The organism is Rhodococcus sp. AC861 (genome assembly GCF_979256035.1).
The window spans coordinates 636,443-652,123 of sequence record NZ_CEEDMW010000002.1; the positions used below are offsets into that span (position 1 = coordinate 636,443).

At 66.7% G+C, this 15,681-nt stretch carries 15 protein-coding genes; 9 read left to right on the top strand and 6 right to left on the bottom strand.

The window, feature by feature from the left end:
* Positions 1–158: 158 nt before the first annotated feature.
* On the top strand, positions 159–857 hold the full coding sequence (locus AC0IX4_RS08420) for a FadR/GntR family transcriptional regulator (RefSeq protein WP_042576285.1): 699 nt from the start codon (positions 159–161) through the stop codon (positions 855–857).
* A gap of 273 nt (positions 858–1,130) precedes the next feature.
* Complete coding sequence (locus AC0IX4_RS08425) at positions 1,131–2,549, top strand: stealth family protein (RefSeq protein WP_442970574.1); 1,419 nt, start codon at positions 1,131–1,133, stop codon at positions 2,547–2,549.
* Here AC0IX4_RS08425 and AC0IX4_RS08430 read toward each other — a convergent pair.
* Entirely contained in the window at positions 2,546–3,466 is a 921-nt protein-coding gene (locus AC0IX4_RS08430) for a phosphodiesterase (protein ID WP_471828816.1), read from the bottom strand. The genes AC0IX4_RS08425 and AC0IX4_RS08430 overlap by 4 nt on opposite strands.
* Positions 3,467–3,636: 170 nt before the next feature.
* Between AC0IX4_RS08430 and AC0IX4_RS08435 the strand changes: the two genes are divergently transcribed.
* Entirely contained in the window at positions 3,637–3,846 is a 210-nt protein-coding gene (locus AC0IX4_RS08435) for a heavy-metal-associated domain-containing protein (RefSeq protein WP_042576287.1), read from the top strand.
* A 44-nt stretch (positions 3,847–3,890) separates the two neighbouring features.
* Positions 3,891–6,065: a heavy metal translocating P-type ATPase gene (locus AC0IX4_RS08440; RefSeq protein WP_471828817.1), complete on the top strand. Its 2,175-nt coding sequence runs from the start codon at positions 3,891–3,893 to the stop codon at positions 6,063–6,065.
* A 1-nt stretch (position 6,066) separates the two neighbouring features.
* On the opposite strand, the gene AC0IX4_RS08445 is transcribed toward AC0IX4_RS08440, so the two are convergent.
* Positions 6,067–6,468 carry a DoxX family protein gene (locus AC0IX4_RS08445; RefSeq protein ID WP_471828681.1) on the bottom strand — a complete coding sequence of 134 codons (402 nt, stop codon included), beginning with the start codon at positions 6,466–6,468 and terminating at the stop codon, positions 6,067–6,069.
* A gap of 92 nt (positions 6,469–6,560) precedes the next feature.
* On the opposite strand from AC0IX4_RS08445, the gene AC0IX4_RS08450 reads away from it, so the two are divergent.
* Positions 6,561–7,547, top strand: coding sequence for a sigma-70 family RNA polymerase sigma factor (locus AC0IX4_RS08450; RefSeq protein ID WP_042576289.1), 987 nt, complete (start codon positions 6,561–6,563; stop codon positions 7,545–7,547).
* A gap of 4 nt (positions 7,548–7,551) precedes the next feature.
* Here AC0IX4_RS08450 and AC0IX4_RS08455 read toward each other — a convergent pair whose 3' ends face one another.
* Both AC0IX4_RS08455 and AC0IX4_RS08460 read right to left on the bottom strand, forming a co-directional pair.
* Positions 7,552–7,977, bottom strand: a complete 426-nt coding sequence (locus AC0IX4_RS08455; RefSeq protein WP_042576290.1) for a VOC family protein — start codon at positions 7,975–7,977, stop codon at positions 7,552–7,554.
* An 89-nt stretch (positions 7,978–8,066) separates the two neighbouring features.
* Positions 8,067–9,059, bottom strand: a complete 993-nt coding sequence (locus AC0IX4_RS08460) for an LLM class flavin-dependent oxidoreductase (RefSeq protein ID WP_042576291.1) — start codon at positions 9,057–9,059, stop codon at positions 8,067–8,069.
* Positions 9,060–9,332: 273 nt separating this feature from the next.
* Here AC0IX4_RS08460 and AC0IX4_RS08465 point away from each other — a divergent pair, with 273 nt between their 5' ends.
* Positions 9,333–9,704 (top strand): histone-like nucleoid-structuring protein Lsr2, encoded by a 372-nt coding sequence (locus AC0IX4_RS08465; protein ID WP_042576292.1) that lies wholly within the window; start codon positions 9,333–9,335, stop codon positions 9,702–9,704.
* On the opposite strand, the gene AC0IX4_RS08470 is transcribed toward AC0IX4_RS08465, so the two are convergent.
* Positions 9,698–10,933: an APC family permease gene (locus tag AC0IX4_RS08470; protein WP_471828818.1), complete on the bottom strand. Its 1,236-nt coding sequence runs from the start codon at positions 10,931–10,933 to the stop codon at positions 9,698–9,700. The genes AC0IX4_RS08465 and AC0IX4_RS08470 overlap by 7 nt on opposite strands.
* Before the next feature lie 124 nt (positions 10,934–11,057).
* On the opposite strand from AC0IX4_RS08470, the gene AC0IX4_RS08475 reads away from it, so the two are divergent.
* On the top strand, positions 11,058–12,677 hold the full coding sequence (locus AC0IX4_RS08475) for an AMP-binding protein (protein ID WP_471828683.1): 1,620 nt from the start codon (positions 11,058–11,060) through the stop codon (positions 12,675–12,677).
* 7 nt (positions 12,678–12,684) lie between these two features.
* Here AC0IX4_RS08475 and AC0IX4_RS08480 read toward each other — a convergent pair whose 3' ends face one another.
* Complete coding sequence (locus AC0IX4_RS08480; protein WP_056074146.1) at positions 12,685–13,725, bottom strand: type III polyketide synthase; 1,041 nt, start codon at positions 13,723–13,725, stop codon at positions 12,685–12,687.
* A gap of 95 nt (positions 13,726–13,820) precedes the next feature.
* On the opposite strand from AC0IX4_RS08480, the gene AC0IX4_RS08485 reads away from it, so the two are divergent.
* Entirely contained in the window at positions 13,821–14,897 is a 1,077-nt protein-coding gene (locus tag AC0IX4_RS08485) for a PLP-dependent cysteine synthase family protein (RefSeq protein ID WP_471828684.1), read from the top strand.
* On the top strand, positions 14,894–15,658 hold the full coding sequence (locus AC0IX4_RS08490) for a hypothetical protein (protein ID WP_471828830.1): 765 nt from the start codon (positions 14,894–14,896) through the stop codon (positions 15,656–15,658). The genes AC0IX4_RS08485 and AC0IX4_RS08490 overlap by 4 nt, the downstream gene beginning before the upstream one ends.
* The last annotated feature ends 23 nt before the right edge of the window (positions 15,659–15,681 follow it).

The window sequence follows — 15,681 nt, forward strand, 5'->3', positions numbered from 1 at the left end:
ATCCCGCAGCCGACCGAGTGCACGGATGTGTGTCGGACTGCACCGGATCACCGTCCATCGGGCTCTCTTCGGCTTTCTAGCTCGCAAGCAAGAATGATGAATATCGACCTGCGTTCGCCCGATTTGCCCCACACCCGATCCTCGTTCACAGTGACGCCATGACCCTGTCGGACAGTTGGGCCAGCAAACAGGCCACGGTGACGCGCGTGGGGGCGGCCGAGGCCGTTCTCCGTGAGCTTCGCTCGGCGATCGAGAGCGGCGAGCTCGAGGTCGGCACGCGCCTGCCGTCCGAGGCTGCACTGGCCACACGGTTCGGTGTCAGCAGGTCCGTCGTCCGGGAGGCGCTGCGGTCGACGACCGCTCTCGGTCTGACCGAGACGCACACGGGCAAGGGCACGTTCGTCCTCGCGTCGACGGTGGAGACCAACGCCGTCTTCGGCAACCACTCGGTGGCGTCCCTGCGCGAGGCCCGACCCCACATCGAGGTGCCGGCAGCCGCACTGGCGGCAGAGCGCCGTACTCCGGAACAGATGGCCGCCATGCGCGCGTTGCTGCAGACGATGATCGCGGAGACCGACCCGAAGGAGTGGGTGCGGCTCGACGCCGAGTTCCACCTGCTGATCGCCACGGCCAGTGGCAACGACGTGTTCGCCGCCGTCATCGCAGAGATCCGCGAGGCGCTGGCGCAGCAGTCCGAGATGGTCAACCTGCTGCCGGATCGCCAGCACCGCTCCAATGTCGAGCACGAGAGCATCGTCGACGCCATCGAGTCCGGGTCCGGCGAGGCCGCATCGGACGCGATGGACCGGCATCTGACCCACGTCCAGGACGCGATCGGGCAGCTCCGAGGGGACTGAGCTCGTGGCCGGGAGCACCGCCGTCTGCCCGTAGAATAACCAGGTCACACGGCCGTCGCGCCCACACCGGGAAGGTTCACCATCACACAGCCACCAGCTCTCCACAACGTCGAGACACCGGACGTCTACCTCGTCCCGCCGGACAGCGACGAGATCGAACGCGCACGTGTGGCATCGGCAGCATCCCGGACGCGTCTGACCGAACGCTCGGACATCTCGCTGGTGAAGGACAAGTTCGCGTTGTCCATCACGACGACCACTCCGCACGAGGCCATGGTCGAGGACCTGCTCTTCGTGCGCGACGTCCTGGATGCGACCGCGATCGAGTACCTGCTGGTGCGTGGCAACGACGAACGTCCGGTCATCGCGATCGATCGACACGACCGACCCACGCTTCGCGACGCCTTGGTGGCAGCCTGCGCGAACGAGCCGTTCTACTCCAAGCCGATGGACGTCAAGGGCGGCACCGCGCTCCTGATCGCCGACGGACTGCTGGCCTCGGCGTCGCAGGCGCGCATCTTCCGGCTGTTCCGTCCACGAGCACATCGCACCAGCGGATTGTTCTACGGCTCCGCGAAGGGCATTCAGGTCGAATTGTGGGAGTTCTCCGACGACACCATCGTGCTGCCCGTGGAGAACTCGCTGACACGGCGCACGATCCGGGAGGACGAGGCGGTGCGCGGCACCGTCGAACGTTTCGGTCGGCACTGGCCCACCATCGAGAACATGTTCGCCGATCACGCGTCGGACATCGACTTCGATATCGACCTGGTCTTCTCGTGGGTCGACGGCTCGGACGCCGAGTGGCAGGCAGAACGCGCCGCGCACCTGCGCGAGTTCGTCGTCGGCGAGGGTGACGACCACGAGGCGCGGTTCCGTCAGATCGACGAATTGAAGTACGCGCTGCGCTCGGTGCATCTGTACGCGCCGTGGATCCGGCGGATCTTCGTCGTCACCGACTCACCGAAACCGGCATGGTTGGCCGAGCACGCCGACGTCACGTTCGTGCGCAGCGAGGAGTTCTTCACCGACACCTCGGTGCTCCCGACGTACAACTCTCAGGCAGTCGAGTGCCAGCTGCACCACATCGACGGTCTCGCCGAGCATTTCCTGTATTCGAACGACGACATGTTCTTCGGACGCCCGGTCGGCCCGCAGATGTTCTTCTCGCCCGGCGGGATCAGCATGTTCGTCGAAGCGGGAACTCGAATCGGGTTGGGCAGCAACGACGAACAGCGCAGCGGCTTCGAGAATGCTGCCCGCGTGAATCGGCGGCTGCTGCACGAGCGGTTCGGCCGCATCACCACCCGGCACCTCGAACACGCGCCGGTTCCGTTGCGGCGCAGTGTGATGTTCGAGCTCGAGAAAGAATTCCCGGACGAGTTCACCGCCACTGCGGGCAGCAGATTCCGTGCGAGCTCCAACATCTCGGTGACCAATTCGCTCTATCACTACTACGCGCTGCTCACCGGCCGTGCCGTGGTGCAGACCCGCGCTGCCGTGAAGTACGTCGACACCACGATGCGCAGTGGACTCCGCGACATGGATCGCCTGCTGGCGAAACGCTCGATGGACTTCTTCTGCTTGAACGACGGCAGTTTCCCCGAGATCGGCGCCGACGAGCGCGCTACGAAGGTCACGGCGTTCCTCGAGACGTACTTCCCCGTTCCGGCGCCGTGGGAGCAGAACTAGCGCTGAGTGGCCAGCTTTCCCGGAGCATCGGCGATGACGATCCCGGCGTCGTGCAGACGTCGGGCGGTCTCGTCGGCCGAGACGTAGGTGCCGACCGTCGTTCCGGTCCCGATGGGGACGACCGAGTGCACGACGGTGTCCTCGTACAGGTGCACGAGGTTGTATGCCTGGGCTCCGTCCCGTCCGCGCTGCGCACCGACGGGCACGTTCAGGTCCTGGGTGTAGCAGGTGGCAGAGGCGACGGACACCGGGATGCCGGCGAACGTCGCACTGGTGGAGTAGTGCAGGTGGCCCGCGAGGATCGCACGCACGTCGGTGCCCGCGAGAACGTCGGCGAGGGCTTTCTGTTGCCGCAGTTCGACCAGCACGGCCAGATCCTGGACGCAGGGGACCGGCGGGTGGTGCATGGCCAGGACCGTGCCGTAGGGAGCCGGTGACGCGAGGACGTCCGCGAGCCAGCGCAGTTGAGCCTCGGACACGGCTCCGTAGTGGTGCCCCGGCACTGTCGAGTCGAGCGTGATCACGCGGAGGCCGCCCACGTCGTAGACGATGTCGACCGGATCGGCGGAGCCCTGTTCGTCCAGCAGCGCCCGTCGGAAGGTCGTCCGATCGTCGTGGTTGCCCATCGCCCAGACGACCTGCGCCCCGAGCGCATCCGCCACCGGCTCGACCATCGCTCGGAGCGACCGGTAGGCGTCGGACTCGCCCTTGTCGGCCAGGTCGCCGGTGAAGACCAGCGCGTCGGGACGGGCGCCGCTCGCCTCGAGCTCGTCGAAGATCTGACGCAGCCGCGCCTCGCTGTCCACGGCGCCGTACAGCTCACCGTCGACGACGAGGTGCGTGTCGCTGATGTGCAGGAGGAAGTGCTCGGGCCTGGGGTGCTCGGAGGTACGCCAGGTGTGCTCGGCCGACTCCATGAGTTCTCGCTTCCCGGTGCTGCCGCATCGCCGTTCGGCGCGTGGCATGAAGCTGTCCGGCTCCGCGGGAGAGCCGGGCACCGTCCACCCTAACCACACCGGGTGTCGAGCTGCCGAACGGAAGGCGACACGGGGTTGACTGCATACCGTAGGGGGGTATGGTAGGTCTCATGAACACGAAGACAGTCACCGTCGTCGGAATGACCTGCCAGCACTGCGTCTCGGCCGTGACGGAGGAGGTCGGCGCCCTGGACGGAGTCACCGGAGTGACGGTCGACCTCGCCTCCGGACGCGTCGATGTCGCGTCGGACACACCCATCGACGACGCTGCCATCGCCGCCGCAGTGGACGAGGCCGGGTACGAAGTAGCGCAGCCGTGACCACCGGGGAGAAGGCTGCGAACATCCAGCTCGACATCGGCGGCATGACCTGCGCGTCGTGCGCCAACCGCATCGAGAAGAAGCTCAACCGCCTCGACGGGGTGACGGCCACGGTCAACTACGCCACCGAGAAGGCCAGCATCGTCAGCGACGGGGCGGTCGGACCCGAGGACATGGTGGCCGCGGTCGAGAAGGCCGGATACACCGCCACCGTTCCGCGCAAGGACGATCCGGCGGACACCGCCGCGCCGAGCGATCCGCTCCGCACACGGCTGATCGTGTCCGCGGTGCTGTCGATCCCGGTCATCGCGATGGCCATGATCCCCGTCCTCCAGTTCGACAACTGGCAGTGGCTCTCGCTCACCCTCGCCGCACCCGTCGTCGTGTGGGGCGGACTGCCCTTCCACCGCGCTGCCTGGACCAACCTGCGTCACGGCGCCGCGACCATGGACACGCTCGTGTCCGTCGGCACGCTGGCCGCCTTCGCGTGGTCCCTGTACGCCCTCTTCTTCGGTCACGCCGGCATGCCGGGCATGCGGCACGCCTTCGAGTTGACCGTCGCACGCACCGACGGCAGTTCGAACATCTACCTCGAAGCCGCCGCGGGAGTCACCACCTTCCTGCTCGCCGGCCGCTACCTCGAGGCACGGTCCAAGCGCAGCGCCGGCGCTGCCCTGCGCGCGCTGCTCGATGTCGGCACCAAGAACGTGACCGTCCTGCGCGACGGCCGTGAGTCGAGCGTCCCCGCCGAGTCGGTGGTGGTCGGCGACCGCTTGCTGGTCAGGCCCGGCGAGACCATCGCCGTGGACGGCACGGTCGAGAGCGGGACATCCGCAGTGGACACCTCGACGATGACGGGTGAGTCCGTCCCCGTCGAGGTCGGTCCCGGCGACACCGTGATCGGCGGAACCGTCAACGTAGGCGGCGCGCTCACCCTGCTCGCCGAGCGCGTCGGGTCCGACACCAACCTGGCGCGGATGGCCCGCATCGTCGAGGACGCTCAGAACGGCAAGGCCGAGGCGCAGCGCCTGGCCGACCGTGTCTCCGGCGTCTTCGTCCCGGTGGTGATCGGACTGGCACTCACCACCCTGGTCGCCTGGGTGCTGCTCACGGGCAGCTGGTCCGCCGCCTTCACCGCGGCGGTGGCCGTCCTGATCATCGCGTGCCCCTGCGCCCTGGGTCTGGCGACACCCACCGCTCTGATGGTCGGCACGGGCCGCGGCGCCCAGCTCGGCGTCCTGATCAAAGGACCCGAGGTGCTCGAGCGCACCCGCGTGGTCGACACGATCGTGCTCGACAAGACCGGCACGGTGACCACCGGGATCATGAGCGTGCGCTCGGTGGTCGGCGACGATGTCGACACCGCACTGCGTCTCGCGGCGGCAGCGGAATCGGGTTCCGAGCATCCGGTCGCGCGGGCCATCGTCGACAGGTACCGGGCGTCGTTCGGGGAGCCGGTGGAGGCGACCGAGTTCACGACGACAGCCGGTCGCGGAATCTCCGCACTGGTCGAGGGCCACCGCGTCGTGGTCGGACGTCCCGGCCTCGCATCGTCGGGATCGTCGACCACGGACCTCCCCGACGACCTCCGACGCGCGTTCACCGACGCCGAGTCCGGGGGCGCGACCGCCGTGGTCGTCGCGTGGGACGGTCGGGACCGAGCAGTCGTCGCCGTGGCCGACTCGGTCAAGGAGACCTCGGCCTCCGCTGTCGCGGGTCTCCGCAGACTGGGTCTGGAGCCCATCATGCTCACCGGGGACAACGAGTTCGCAGCTCGCGCAGCGGCCGACGCCGTCGGTATCGACACCGTGATCGCAGGGGTCCTCCCCGAGCAGAAGGCGAACGCGATCCGCGAGCTGCAGGCGTCGGGCAAGACCGTGGCGATGGTCGGGGACGGCGTCAACGACGCTGCCGCGCTGGCGACATCGGATCTCGGACTGTCCATGGGCACGGGGACTGACGTCGCCATCGAAGCCGGCGACCTCACTCTGGTCCGAGGCGACCTGCGCGTCGCCGTCGACGCCGTACGCCTGGCACGGGCAACGCTGCGGACCATCAAGGTCAATCTCTTCTGGGCGTTCGCCTACAACGTGGCGGCCATCCCGCTCGCAGCAGCCGGTCTGCTGACCCCGATGTTCGCCGGTGCAGCGATGGCGCTGTCGTCACTGTTCGTGGTGACCAACAGCCTCCGCCTACGGTCGTTCCGCTCCACCATCTGACTCAGGGCAGGAGCAGGGCGCGAACTCTGCTGTCGCGCAACCACACCCCGAGCCACGCGAAGATCCCGACGTAGACCGCGAACAGGACGGTCGAGACCAGCGGCTGCTCCGTGCGCCAGTTCGTGATCACCGCTCCGCCGAGGTAGCCGGTCAGCAGGACGGCGCCCAGCGGAGCCGTGCGAGGAATCGCGTACAGCACGATGATGATCAGCGCGATGATCCCGATCTTCGGCGCCATGTCCACGGGCAGACCCAGGTCGGCGGACGAGGTCTTCACCACGTCCAGGTTCAGCAGGTGGATGATCGAGTCGAACAGCATGAAGGCGATGACGAGAAGGCTGATGATCCAGCCCGCTCGGACGGCTCCACGGGAGGGAGCGGTGGTCGTGGGGTGAGTGGTCATGTGACTGTCGACCGCGTGCGCCACGGAAACTCATCACGGAGCCCCGGAAATTTTCCTCGGCGAGTCGTCCCTGCGAGGACTATCCTCCTCGCATGACTGCGACGCAGGAGCTCGGCAGCGACTTCATGACCCTCGCGGAACCGTATCGACGCGAGCTCCTGGCGCACTGCTACCGCATGACCGGATCGATCCACGATGCCGAGGATCTGGTTCAGGACACCCTGGTCAGAGGGTGGAAGGGATACGCGAACTTCAAGGGCGACTCGTCCCTGCGCACATGGCTGTACCGCATCGCCACGAATACGTGCCTCACCTCGCTCGAAGGTCGAAAGCGCCGGCCGCTCCCGTCGGGGCTGGGCACGCCGTCGTCGGATCCGTCGGACGAGCTGGTCGAGCGCCACGAGATCGCGTGGCTCGAGCCGGCGCCGCCGTTCGGCGATCCTGTCGACGACGACCCGGCGTCGATGGTCGGCTCGCGAGAATCGGTGCGCCTGGCGTTCATCGCCGCGCTCCAGCACCTGTCCGCTCGGCAGCGCGCCGTGCTGGTGCTGCGAGAAGTACTGCAGTGGAAAGCATCCGAGGTGGCAGAGCTACTCGGTACGACGCCGGCGGCAGTCAACAGTCTGCTCCAGCGTGCACGAGGGCAGATCGACGCGATCATGCCCGACGAGAACTCCGTGGTGGAGCCCGAGTCGGCGGAGACACGTGAACTACTGAAGCGGTACGTCGACGGATTCGAGAACTACGACATCGACGGCATCGTCAAGCTCTTTGCCGCAGAAGCGGTCTGGGAGATGCCCCCGTTCGTCGGGTGGTACCGCGGCCCGGTCGACATCGGCGCCCTCATCTCGACGAAGTGCCCCGCGACCGGCCCCGAGTCGATGAGAATGATGGCGACCACCGCCAACGGGCAGCCGGCCTTCGGCCTCTACATGCTCGGAGAGGACGGAGTGCATCATCCGTTCCAGCTCCACGTCCTCGAGGTCGTCGACAATCGAGTCGCCCACGTCGCGTGCTTCTTCGACACGACTCTCTTCGAGCGGTTCGGCCTGCCCGCGGCGTACACCGCGGGCGGCTGAGCGCTCACATGTCGGGAGGAGACGCCTCGCCCGAGGCGACGGCCGGGTCCATCCAGGTCACTTCCCACACGTGACCGTCGAGGTCGCGGAACGACCGCCCGTACATGAAGCCGTGGTCCTGGGGATCCATCCAGTCACTGCCGCCCGCGGCGAGCGCCGCGTCGGCCATGGCGTCGACGGCCTCCTTGCTGTCGGCCGACACGGCCAGCAGCATCTCGCGCGAGGTGGAGAGGTCCGCGACGTCGTCGCGGATGAAGTCCTTGAAGCGCGGGACGTTCAGCAGCATCACGACGGCCTGCTCGTTGATGATCAGGCAGGCGGTGTTCTCGTCGCTGAAGGTGTCGTTGAAGCCGAACCCCAAGGACGAGAAGAACGCGCGGCTCGCGGCGACGTCCTGGACGAAGGTGTTGACGAAGATCATGCCGGACATGGTGTCTCCTGGTGTGGTGTCGTCGGCCCCGGCATCAGGGCCACTCACCACTACCGACACCGCTGACCCGCTAAATTCATCGCGGCCGGTCAGGCTGCGTTCGCGTGCAGGTGCTGCTCCGCGAGCAGCCGGTAGGACTCGAGTCGCTCCTCGCGGTCGTCGACGGCGCTGGCCACGATGACCTCGTCCGCCTGTGCATGTGCGGCGAAACGATCGATGTAATCCGATGCCTCGGCCGGGGTACCGACTGCGGAGTACCGCACCATGCCCTGGATCTGGCGTCCTGCCGGCGAATCCATGATCATGTCGACCTCCTCCTCGGAGAACGACCGACCGCGGCCCACCATCATGACCACGCGACGGCGCACGCTCGCGGTGAAAATTTCCTGCGCACGGGCGGTCGTCGGCGCGACGACCGCGTTGACGGCGGCAATGACGTACGGCTCGGACAACTGTGCGGAGGGGCGGAAGGTCTCGCGGTAGACGGCTACCGCTTCCTCCAGCGACTCGGGGGAGAAGTGCGACGCATTGGCGTAGGGAAGTCCGAGCTGCGCGGCCAACTGCGCACCGAACAGCGAGGATCCGAGAATGTAGAGCGGCACCTCGGTGCCCGCTCCTGGGATGGCCTGCACCCCGGGAACACGACTGGACGACGACAGATATCCCTGCAGTTCGAGCACGTCCTGCGGGAAGGTCTCGGCGGACGACGGGTCACGGCGCAGCGCGCGCATGGTGGTCTGGTCCGAGCCGGGCGCGCGCCCGAGTCCGAGGTCGATACGGTCGGGGTGCAGTGTCGCGAGTGTCCCGAATTGCTCGGCAATGGTCAACGGAGAATGGTTCGGGAGCATGACTCCGCCACTTCCCAGACGGATGCTCGACGTGTGCGCTGCCACGTGTGCGATCAACACCGACGTCGCGGACGACGCGATGGACGGCATGTTGTGGTGCTCGGCGTACCAGACCCGTCGATAACCACTCGTCTCCGCGAGTTGGGCCAGAGCAACACTCGCGTCGAAACTGTCGCGAGGCGTCGTGCCCTCGCCGACCTGTGCGAGATCGAGTACGGACAGCGGAACAGCCACGAGCGTTCACCCTTTCGACGACAACTACTTCTTCACTGTCGCAACGCTCACCGCCGTCCGGATATTTCCGCGCACGCTGCGGCCGTCGACCGGACCATTCGGTTTCACCTGAAGCCCGATACCCGAATTGCGCCGTAACTCGCTTATTGCACGTCGACGTGGATAAACTCGGTCCAACTGGACCGTGACACACCGAATCCCCATCGCGAGTTCCATGGGGAATTCGGGTCGCCGGTTCGGTCGGGGACATCACACATCGAAAGGACATTCGTCATGGCTAAACAGGTCTACGTAGAATTGGTCGACGATATCGACGGCGCGCCTATCAAAACAGGTAAAGGCGAGACCATCGGATTCTCGGTGGACGGCGTGGAGTACGAGATCGATCTGGGCGTGAAGAACGCCAAGGAATTCCGCAAACAACTCGACTACTGGGCCGAGCATGCGACCAAGGTCAGCTCGCGCGGCAAGAAGGCGACTGCGAAGAAGTCGTCCGCCACGGCATCGACCGCATCGACCGTTCCGGCACGTGACCCGTTGCAGACCAAGGCAATTCGTGAATGGGCGAACCAGAACGGTTTCACCGTGTCGAGTCGCGGCCGCATTCCCGCAGACGTCGAGCAGGCGTACAACTCCGCTCAGTGATGTGAGCCGCGCCTGGTCACCCACCGACCGACCGCACCGACCGTCAGCACGCACGATCCGGTGACGAGAGCGGTGGTCGGGAGGGTGAATACCAGGGCGGCGCATCCGAGAAGCCCGACGATCTGCAGCACCGGGGAATAACGCCGATCGCTGCCGGATTGGGTGAAGGCCGCGACATTCGCGACGGCGTAGTAGACGAGCACGCCGAACGAGGAGAAACCGATCGCCTCCCGCAGATCGACGGTGAGGACCAGCGCGACGATCACGGCGCACAGGGTCAGTTCCGCAGCGCGTGGCACCGATCGGGACACATCGACGCGTGCCAGATATACCGGCAGATCCCGTTCACGGGCCATCGCCATGGTCGTGCGCGACACCCCGGTGATCAACCCGAGCAGGGCGCCGACCGATGCCGCGGCAGCTCCGACGCGCACCACGGGATCGGCCCACTGCGCGCCGACCGCGCTCATCGCGGCGGCGACAGGAGCGCTCGACCGCGCCACACCGTCGGCGCCGAGGACGTGCAGAACCATCAGCGCCACCGCGGTGTAGACGACGACCGCACACGCGAGTGCGACGACGATCGCGCGGGGAATGGTGCGAGCCGGGTCGCGCACCTCTTCGCCCAGTGTCGCGATGCGTGCATATCCGGCGAAGGCGAAGAACAGGATCCCCGCCGATTGCAGGATCGCGACCGGTGATCCGGTGAATCCGACGTCGACTCCTAAAGGTCGCCCTGTGGTTCCCACGATTACCGCGACCAGGAGAACTGCCAGCACGATCGCGACGAGAATCCTGGTGACGAATGCCGTGCGCGTGATTCCGACCAGGTTCACACACGTCAGAGCCACCACAGCGCCGACGGCGACGATGCGTGCGTGGTCGGGCCACGCGTAGGCGCCGAACGTGAGTGCCATCGCCGCGCAGCTGGCCGTCTTCCCCACCACGAAGCCCCACCCGGCGACGAAGCCCCAGAAATTGGACAGACGGGCACGTCCGTAGGCGTAGGTACCGCCCGACGTGGGGTAGGCCGCGGCGAGCTGCGCGGAGGAGGTCGCGTTGCAGAATGCGACGACGGCAGCGACGGCAAGCCCGATCAGCAAACCCCTGCCCGCGACGGCAGCGGCCGGCGCGAACGCCGAGAACACCCCGGCGCCGACCATCGATCCGACTCCGATGACCACCGCGTCGCGGGTTCCCAGCCGTCTCTCGAGTGTCACCTGCGACAGCGTAGGTGTTCCGTGCGGTAACGCGATTTCGATGAATCGTCGTTAACCGAATTCGCGGAAACGCCACGCAGCGACCACAGCGGTGCGTTAGCGTCGTCGACGAACCGAGCCGTCAGGAGCGTCGATGACCCCCCAGCTTTCCTCCTCGTCAGGACCGACCGACACCCCGTTGCTCGACGAGACGATCGGACAGAACTTCGATCGCACGGTCGAGCGCGTCGGATCCTCCGATGCCCTCGTCGACATTCCGTCCGGGCGTCGGTGGACCTACGCACAGTTGCAGGCGGACGTGGACGTCGTCGCCGCAGGACTGATCACCCGTGGCATCGGACACGGTGACCGCGTCGCCATCTGGGCACCGAACTGTCCCGAGTGGACGATCACGCAGTATGCGACGGCCAAGATCGGCGCCGTCCTGGTCACCGTCAATCCTGCGTATCGCGCGCACGAACTGCAGTACGTGCTCGATCAATCCGGAGCGGCCATGCTCATAGCGGTCCGCGCGCACGGCACCTCCGACTACGCCGGAATGATCGACACGGTCCGCGGAGAGTGCCCGACGCTGAAGAACGTGGTCTACATCGGAACCTCCGACTGGGACGATCTGGCCGAGGCGGGAACCGCCGCCGGACGCGACGCTGTGATCGAGCGAGCCGGTCAGCTCGCTCCCGACGACGCGATCAACATCCAGTACACCTCGGGCACAACGGGATTCCCGAAGGGCGCGACGCTCAGCCATCGCAACATTCTCAACAACGGATTCTTCGTGGGCGAGCTGTGCCACTACACCGATGCAGATTCGGTCTGCATTCCCGTGCCGTTCTACCACTGCTTCGGCATGGTGATGGGCAACCTGGCATGCACGTCGCACGGGTCGACCATGGTCATCCCCGGACCGTCGTTCTCGCCGGCCGCGACGCTGGCCGCCGTGGCCTCGGAGCGATGCACGTCGCTCTACGGTGTGCCTACCATGTTCATCGCCGAACTGGCTGTCCCGGAACTGGACTCGTACGATCTGAGCTCGCTCCGGACGGGAATCATGGCCGGCTCTCCCTGCCCCACCGAAGTGATGAAGCAGGTCATCGACATCATGGGGATGGCCGAGGTGTCCATCTGTTACGGCATGACCGAGACCTCACCGGTGTCCCTGCAGACCCGCTCGGACGACTCGATCGAACAACGCGTGTCCACCGTGGGCCGCGTCGGCCCGCACCTCGCGGTCAAGATCGTCGATCCGGTCACCGGGGAGACGGTTCCGCGCGGGGAGCCGGGGGAGCTGTGCACGCGCGGGTACTCGGTCATGCTCGGGTACTGGGACGATCCCGAGAAGACAGCGGAGGCACTCGACGCCGACAAATGGATGCACACCGGCGACATCGGCACCATGGACGACGAGGGCTACGTGGCCATCACCGGACGCATCAAGGACATGGTGATCCGCGGCGGCGAGAACATCTACCCCCGCGAGATCGAGGAATTCCTCTACTCGCATCCCGACATCCTCGACGCCCAGGTCATCGGGGTCCCGGACGAGAAGTACGGCGAGGAACTGATGGCCTGCGTCCGACTGCGTGACGATGCCCCCGCCATGACCGTGGACGACCTCCGGGAGTTCTGCGACGGTCGGATCGCCCGCTACAAGATCCCGCGGTACCTGCGCGTCATGGACGCGTTCCCCATGACGGTCACCGGCAAGATCCGCAAGATCGATCTGCGGCGCGACGCCGAGGAGTTCCTCGCCTGACCTCGGATCAGGACGCGTGGAACAGCATCGTCTCCGCGGTGAGTCCGGGGCCGAACGCCATGGCGCACCCCGACCCGGTGTCTCCGCGCTCGAGCATGTCGGCGAGCACGAACAGCACGGTGGCCGAGGACATGTTGCCGTAGTTGTCCAACACCGACCGCGACGACGTCAGTGCGTCCGCGTCGAGGTGCAGCGCGCCCTCCACGGCGTCGAGAATCGACCGGCCGCCGGGATGCACCGCCCATAGATCGACCGACGAGGTCTCGGCCCCGTCGAGCACCGTCTTCATGGTGGTCTCGTCCAGCGCTCGCGAGAGCGACCCCGGAACCTTGCCCGACAGGACCATGTCGAAGCCCATGCCGCCGATACGCCACGTGATCAGGTCGCGGGAATCCTCGATCATCAACGCGCGGAACGAGTCGATGGCGAGCCCGGTGGGTTCCGCGGTCACCAGGACCGCAGCTGCACCGTCACCGAACACGAGGAACGACAGCATCGTCTCGAGATCGTCCGTCTTCTGCATGTGCAGCGAGCACAGCTCCACACTGACCACCAGGACGCGTGCGGACGGCTCGGACCGGACGATGTGATGCGCGAGCTTGAGACCGTTGATGCCGGCAAAGCACCCCATGAAACCCACCTGCGTACGCTCGGCTGACGTCGGCACACCGCACTGCTTCATGATCTCGAAATCGATTCCGGGAGTGTAGAACCCGGTGCAGGTCAGAACGATGAGATGAGTGATGTCCGCCGCGGTGTCGCCCAACCCCAGACCGTCCACGGCGCGGACCGCGAGTCCCGGCGCGGTGCGTTCGAACTCCTGCATGCGAGCCTGCGTGTCCACCGCGTTCGGATCGTCGCCGTAGAAGGACGCGATCGACGGGAACGCCGAATACCGATGCGAGATCTGCGCCCGGTCGGCCATTCTGCGGAACAACAGTTGTTTGCGCCGCAGCGTGAACGTGCTGTCGGCGTAGGCGACGAAATCGTCGTGCACGTCGTGCTCGGGTACAGCTGTCGAGATCGAGTTGATGTACGCAGTAGTCACTGGTGCCTTTCCTGCAGGGTTGCTCGTCGGGTTCCCTACCGCCTCCCGAGTCAATCACCGGTCGCGGTGTGACGCTGGTCGGACAGAATGGCCGCATGAGAATCGAAGACCGCGCCTGGGTCGAGAACGCCCTCCGCATCGTCGAGGCCGATGCCAACCGCAGCGCCGACACGCACCTGCATCCGTTCCCGCTGCCGGCCGAGTGGGGCATCGACCTGTACTTGAAGGACGAGTCCGTACACCCCACCGGCTCGCTGAAGCACCGTCTCGCGCGTTCGCTGTTCCTGTTCGGACTCGCCAACGGTGACATCGGCCCGCGAACCACGCTGGTCGAGGCCTCGTCCGGGTCCACGGCAGTGTCGGAGGCGTATTTCGCCCGATTGATCGGTCTCGAATTCGTCGCCGTGATGCCCGCCGCGACCAGCCCCGCGAAGATCAAGCTCATCGAGCGGTACGGCGGCATCTGTCGCCTCGTCGACCATTCCGGCGCCGTGTACGACGTGGCCGAGGACCTGGGCCGCCAGCGAGACTGGCTGTATCTCGATCAGTTCACCAACGCCTCCGTGGTCACCGACTGGCGCGGGAACAACAGCATCGCGGCGTCGATCTTCGACCAGATGGCCCTCGAACGCTTCCCCGTCCCCACCTGGATCGTGGTCGGCGCCGGCACCGGAGGAACCAGCGCCACCATCGGCAGGTACTGCCGGTATCGCCGCGTCGTCACGCGGGTGTGTGTGGTGGACCCGGAAGGCTCCGCGTTCTACGAGGCCTGGCGAGACGACACCCGCGCCGCGGTCGGCACCGGATCACGCATCGAAGGCATCGGGCGGCCTCGCGTCGAGCCGTCGTTCGTTCCCGCGGTCATCGAGCACATGATGCAGATTCCCGACGCCGCCTCCGTCGCCGCCGTTCGCATGCTCGACGACGTCACCGGACTGCACGCCGGCGGATCGACCGGCACGAACTTGATCGGCGCGTTCCGGTTGGCCGCGGACATGAAGAAGCGAGGGGAGAAGGGAAGCATCGTCACGTTGCTGTGTGACGGCGGTGAACGGTACGAGGGGACCTATTACGACGATTCCTGGGTAGAGAGCCACGGCATGGACCCACGACTGCACCGTGCCCGCATCGACCGTTTCCTGGCGACGGGCGACTGGACGGAGGACGCATGATCAGGCTCTACTCCGATCTACCGGCTCGCCGCGTACGGCAGGTGATCGCGGACGTGGTGGCCGCGGTGTGGACGATCTTCTGGATCCGCACCGGCATGTCGTTGCACGACGCGGTCGCCTCGCTCGCCGCGCCGGGACGTGAGATAGCCGACGCCGGAAGCGGATTGGAGAACAACCTGCGCGCGGCGGGGGACAAGGTGTCGGGCGTACCGCTCATCGGTGACGACGTCCGCACCCCCTTCGACCGCGCGAGCGACGCCGGTGCCGCGTTGCGGTCGGCGGGCGAAGCGCAGGTCGACGCCGTGCAGACCCTGGCGACGTTCCTCGGTGTCACCATCGCGCTGCTCCCCATCGCGCTCCTGCTGCTCGTGTGGCTCCCTCGGCGTCTCCGCTTCGCACGCCAGGCCACTGCCGCGGCAACGCTGCTGGATTCCGGCGCCGACCTCGACCTGTTCGCGCTGCGTGCGTTGACCCGCCGGCCGCTGACGGATCTCGCCCGGGTGCACGACGACCCCGCAGGGGCGTGGCGGGGCGGCGACACCGACGTCATCAGGAAACTCGCGAGGCTCGAACTGTCCGCGTCGGGCCTGCGCCTGCCGGACTACGCTGCCATCATGGCGACCGACAAGAAGAAGAACGACGAGACCGAACCGAAGGGTGGCCGCCCGGGCCCGTCGGATCAGGGTGGTGCCGGCGGCATGGCGACGCGCGAGAACGCCCCCGAGGTTGCCGATGCAGAGGCACGCGAGGGCGCAGACTAGGTTTCGACCGACGTATCGGGGCT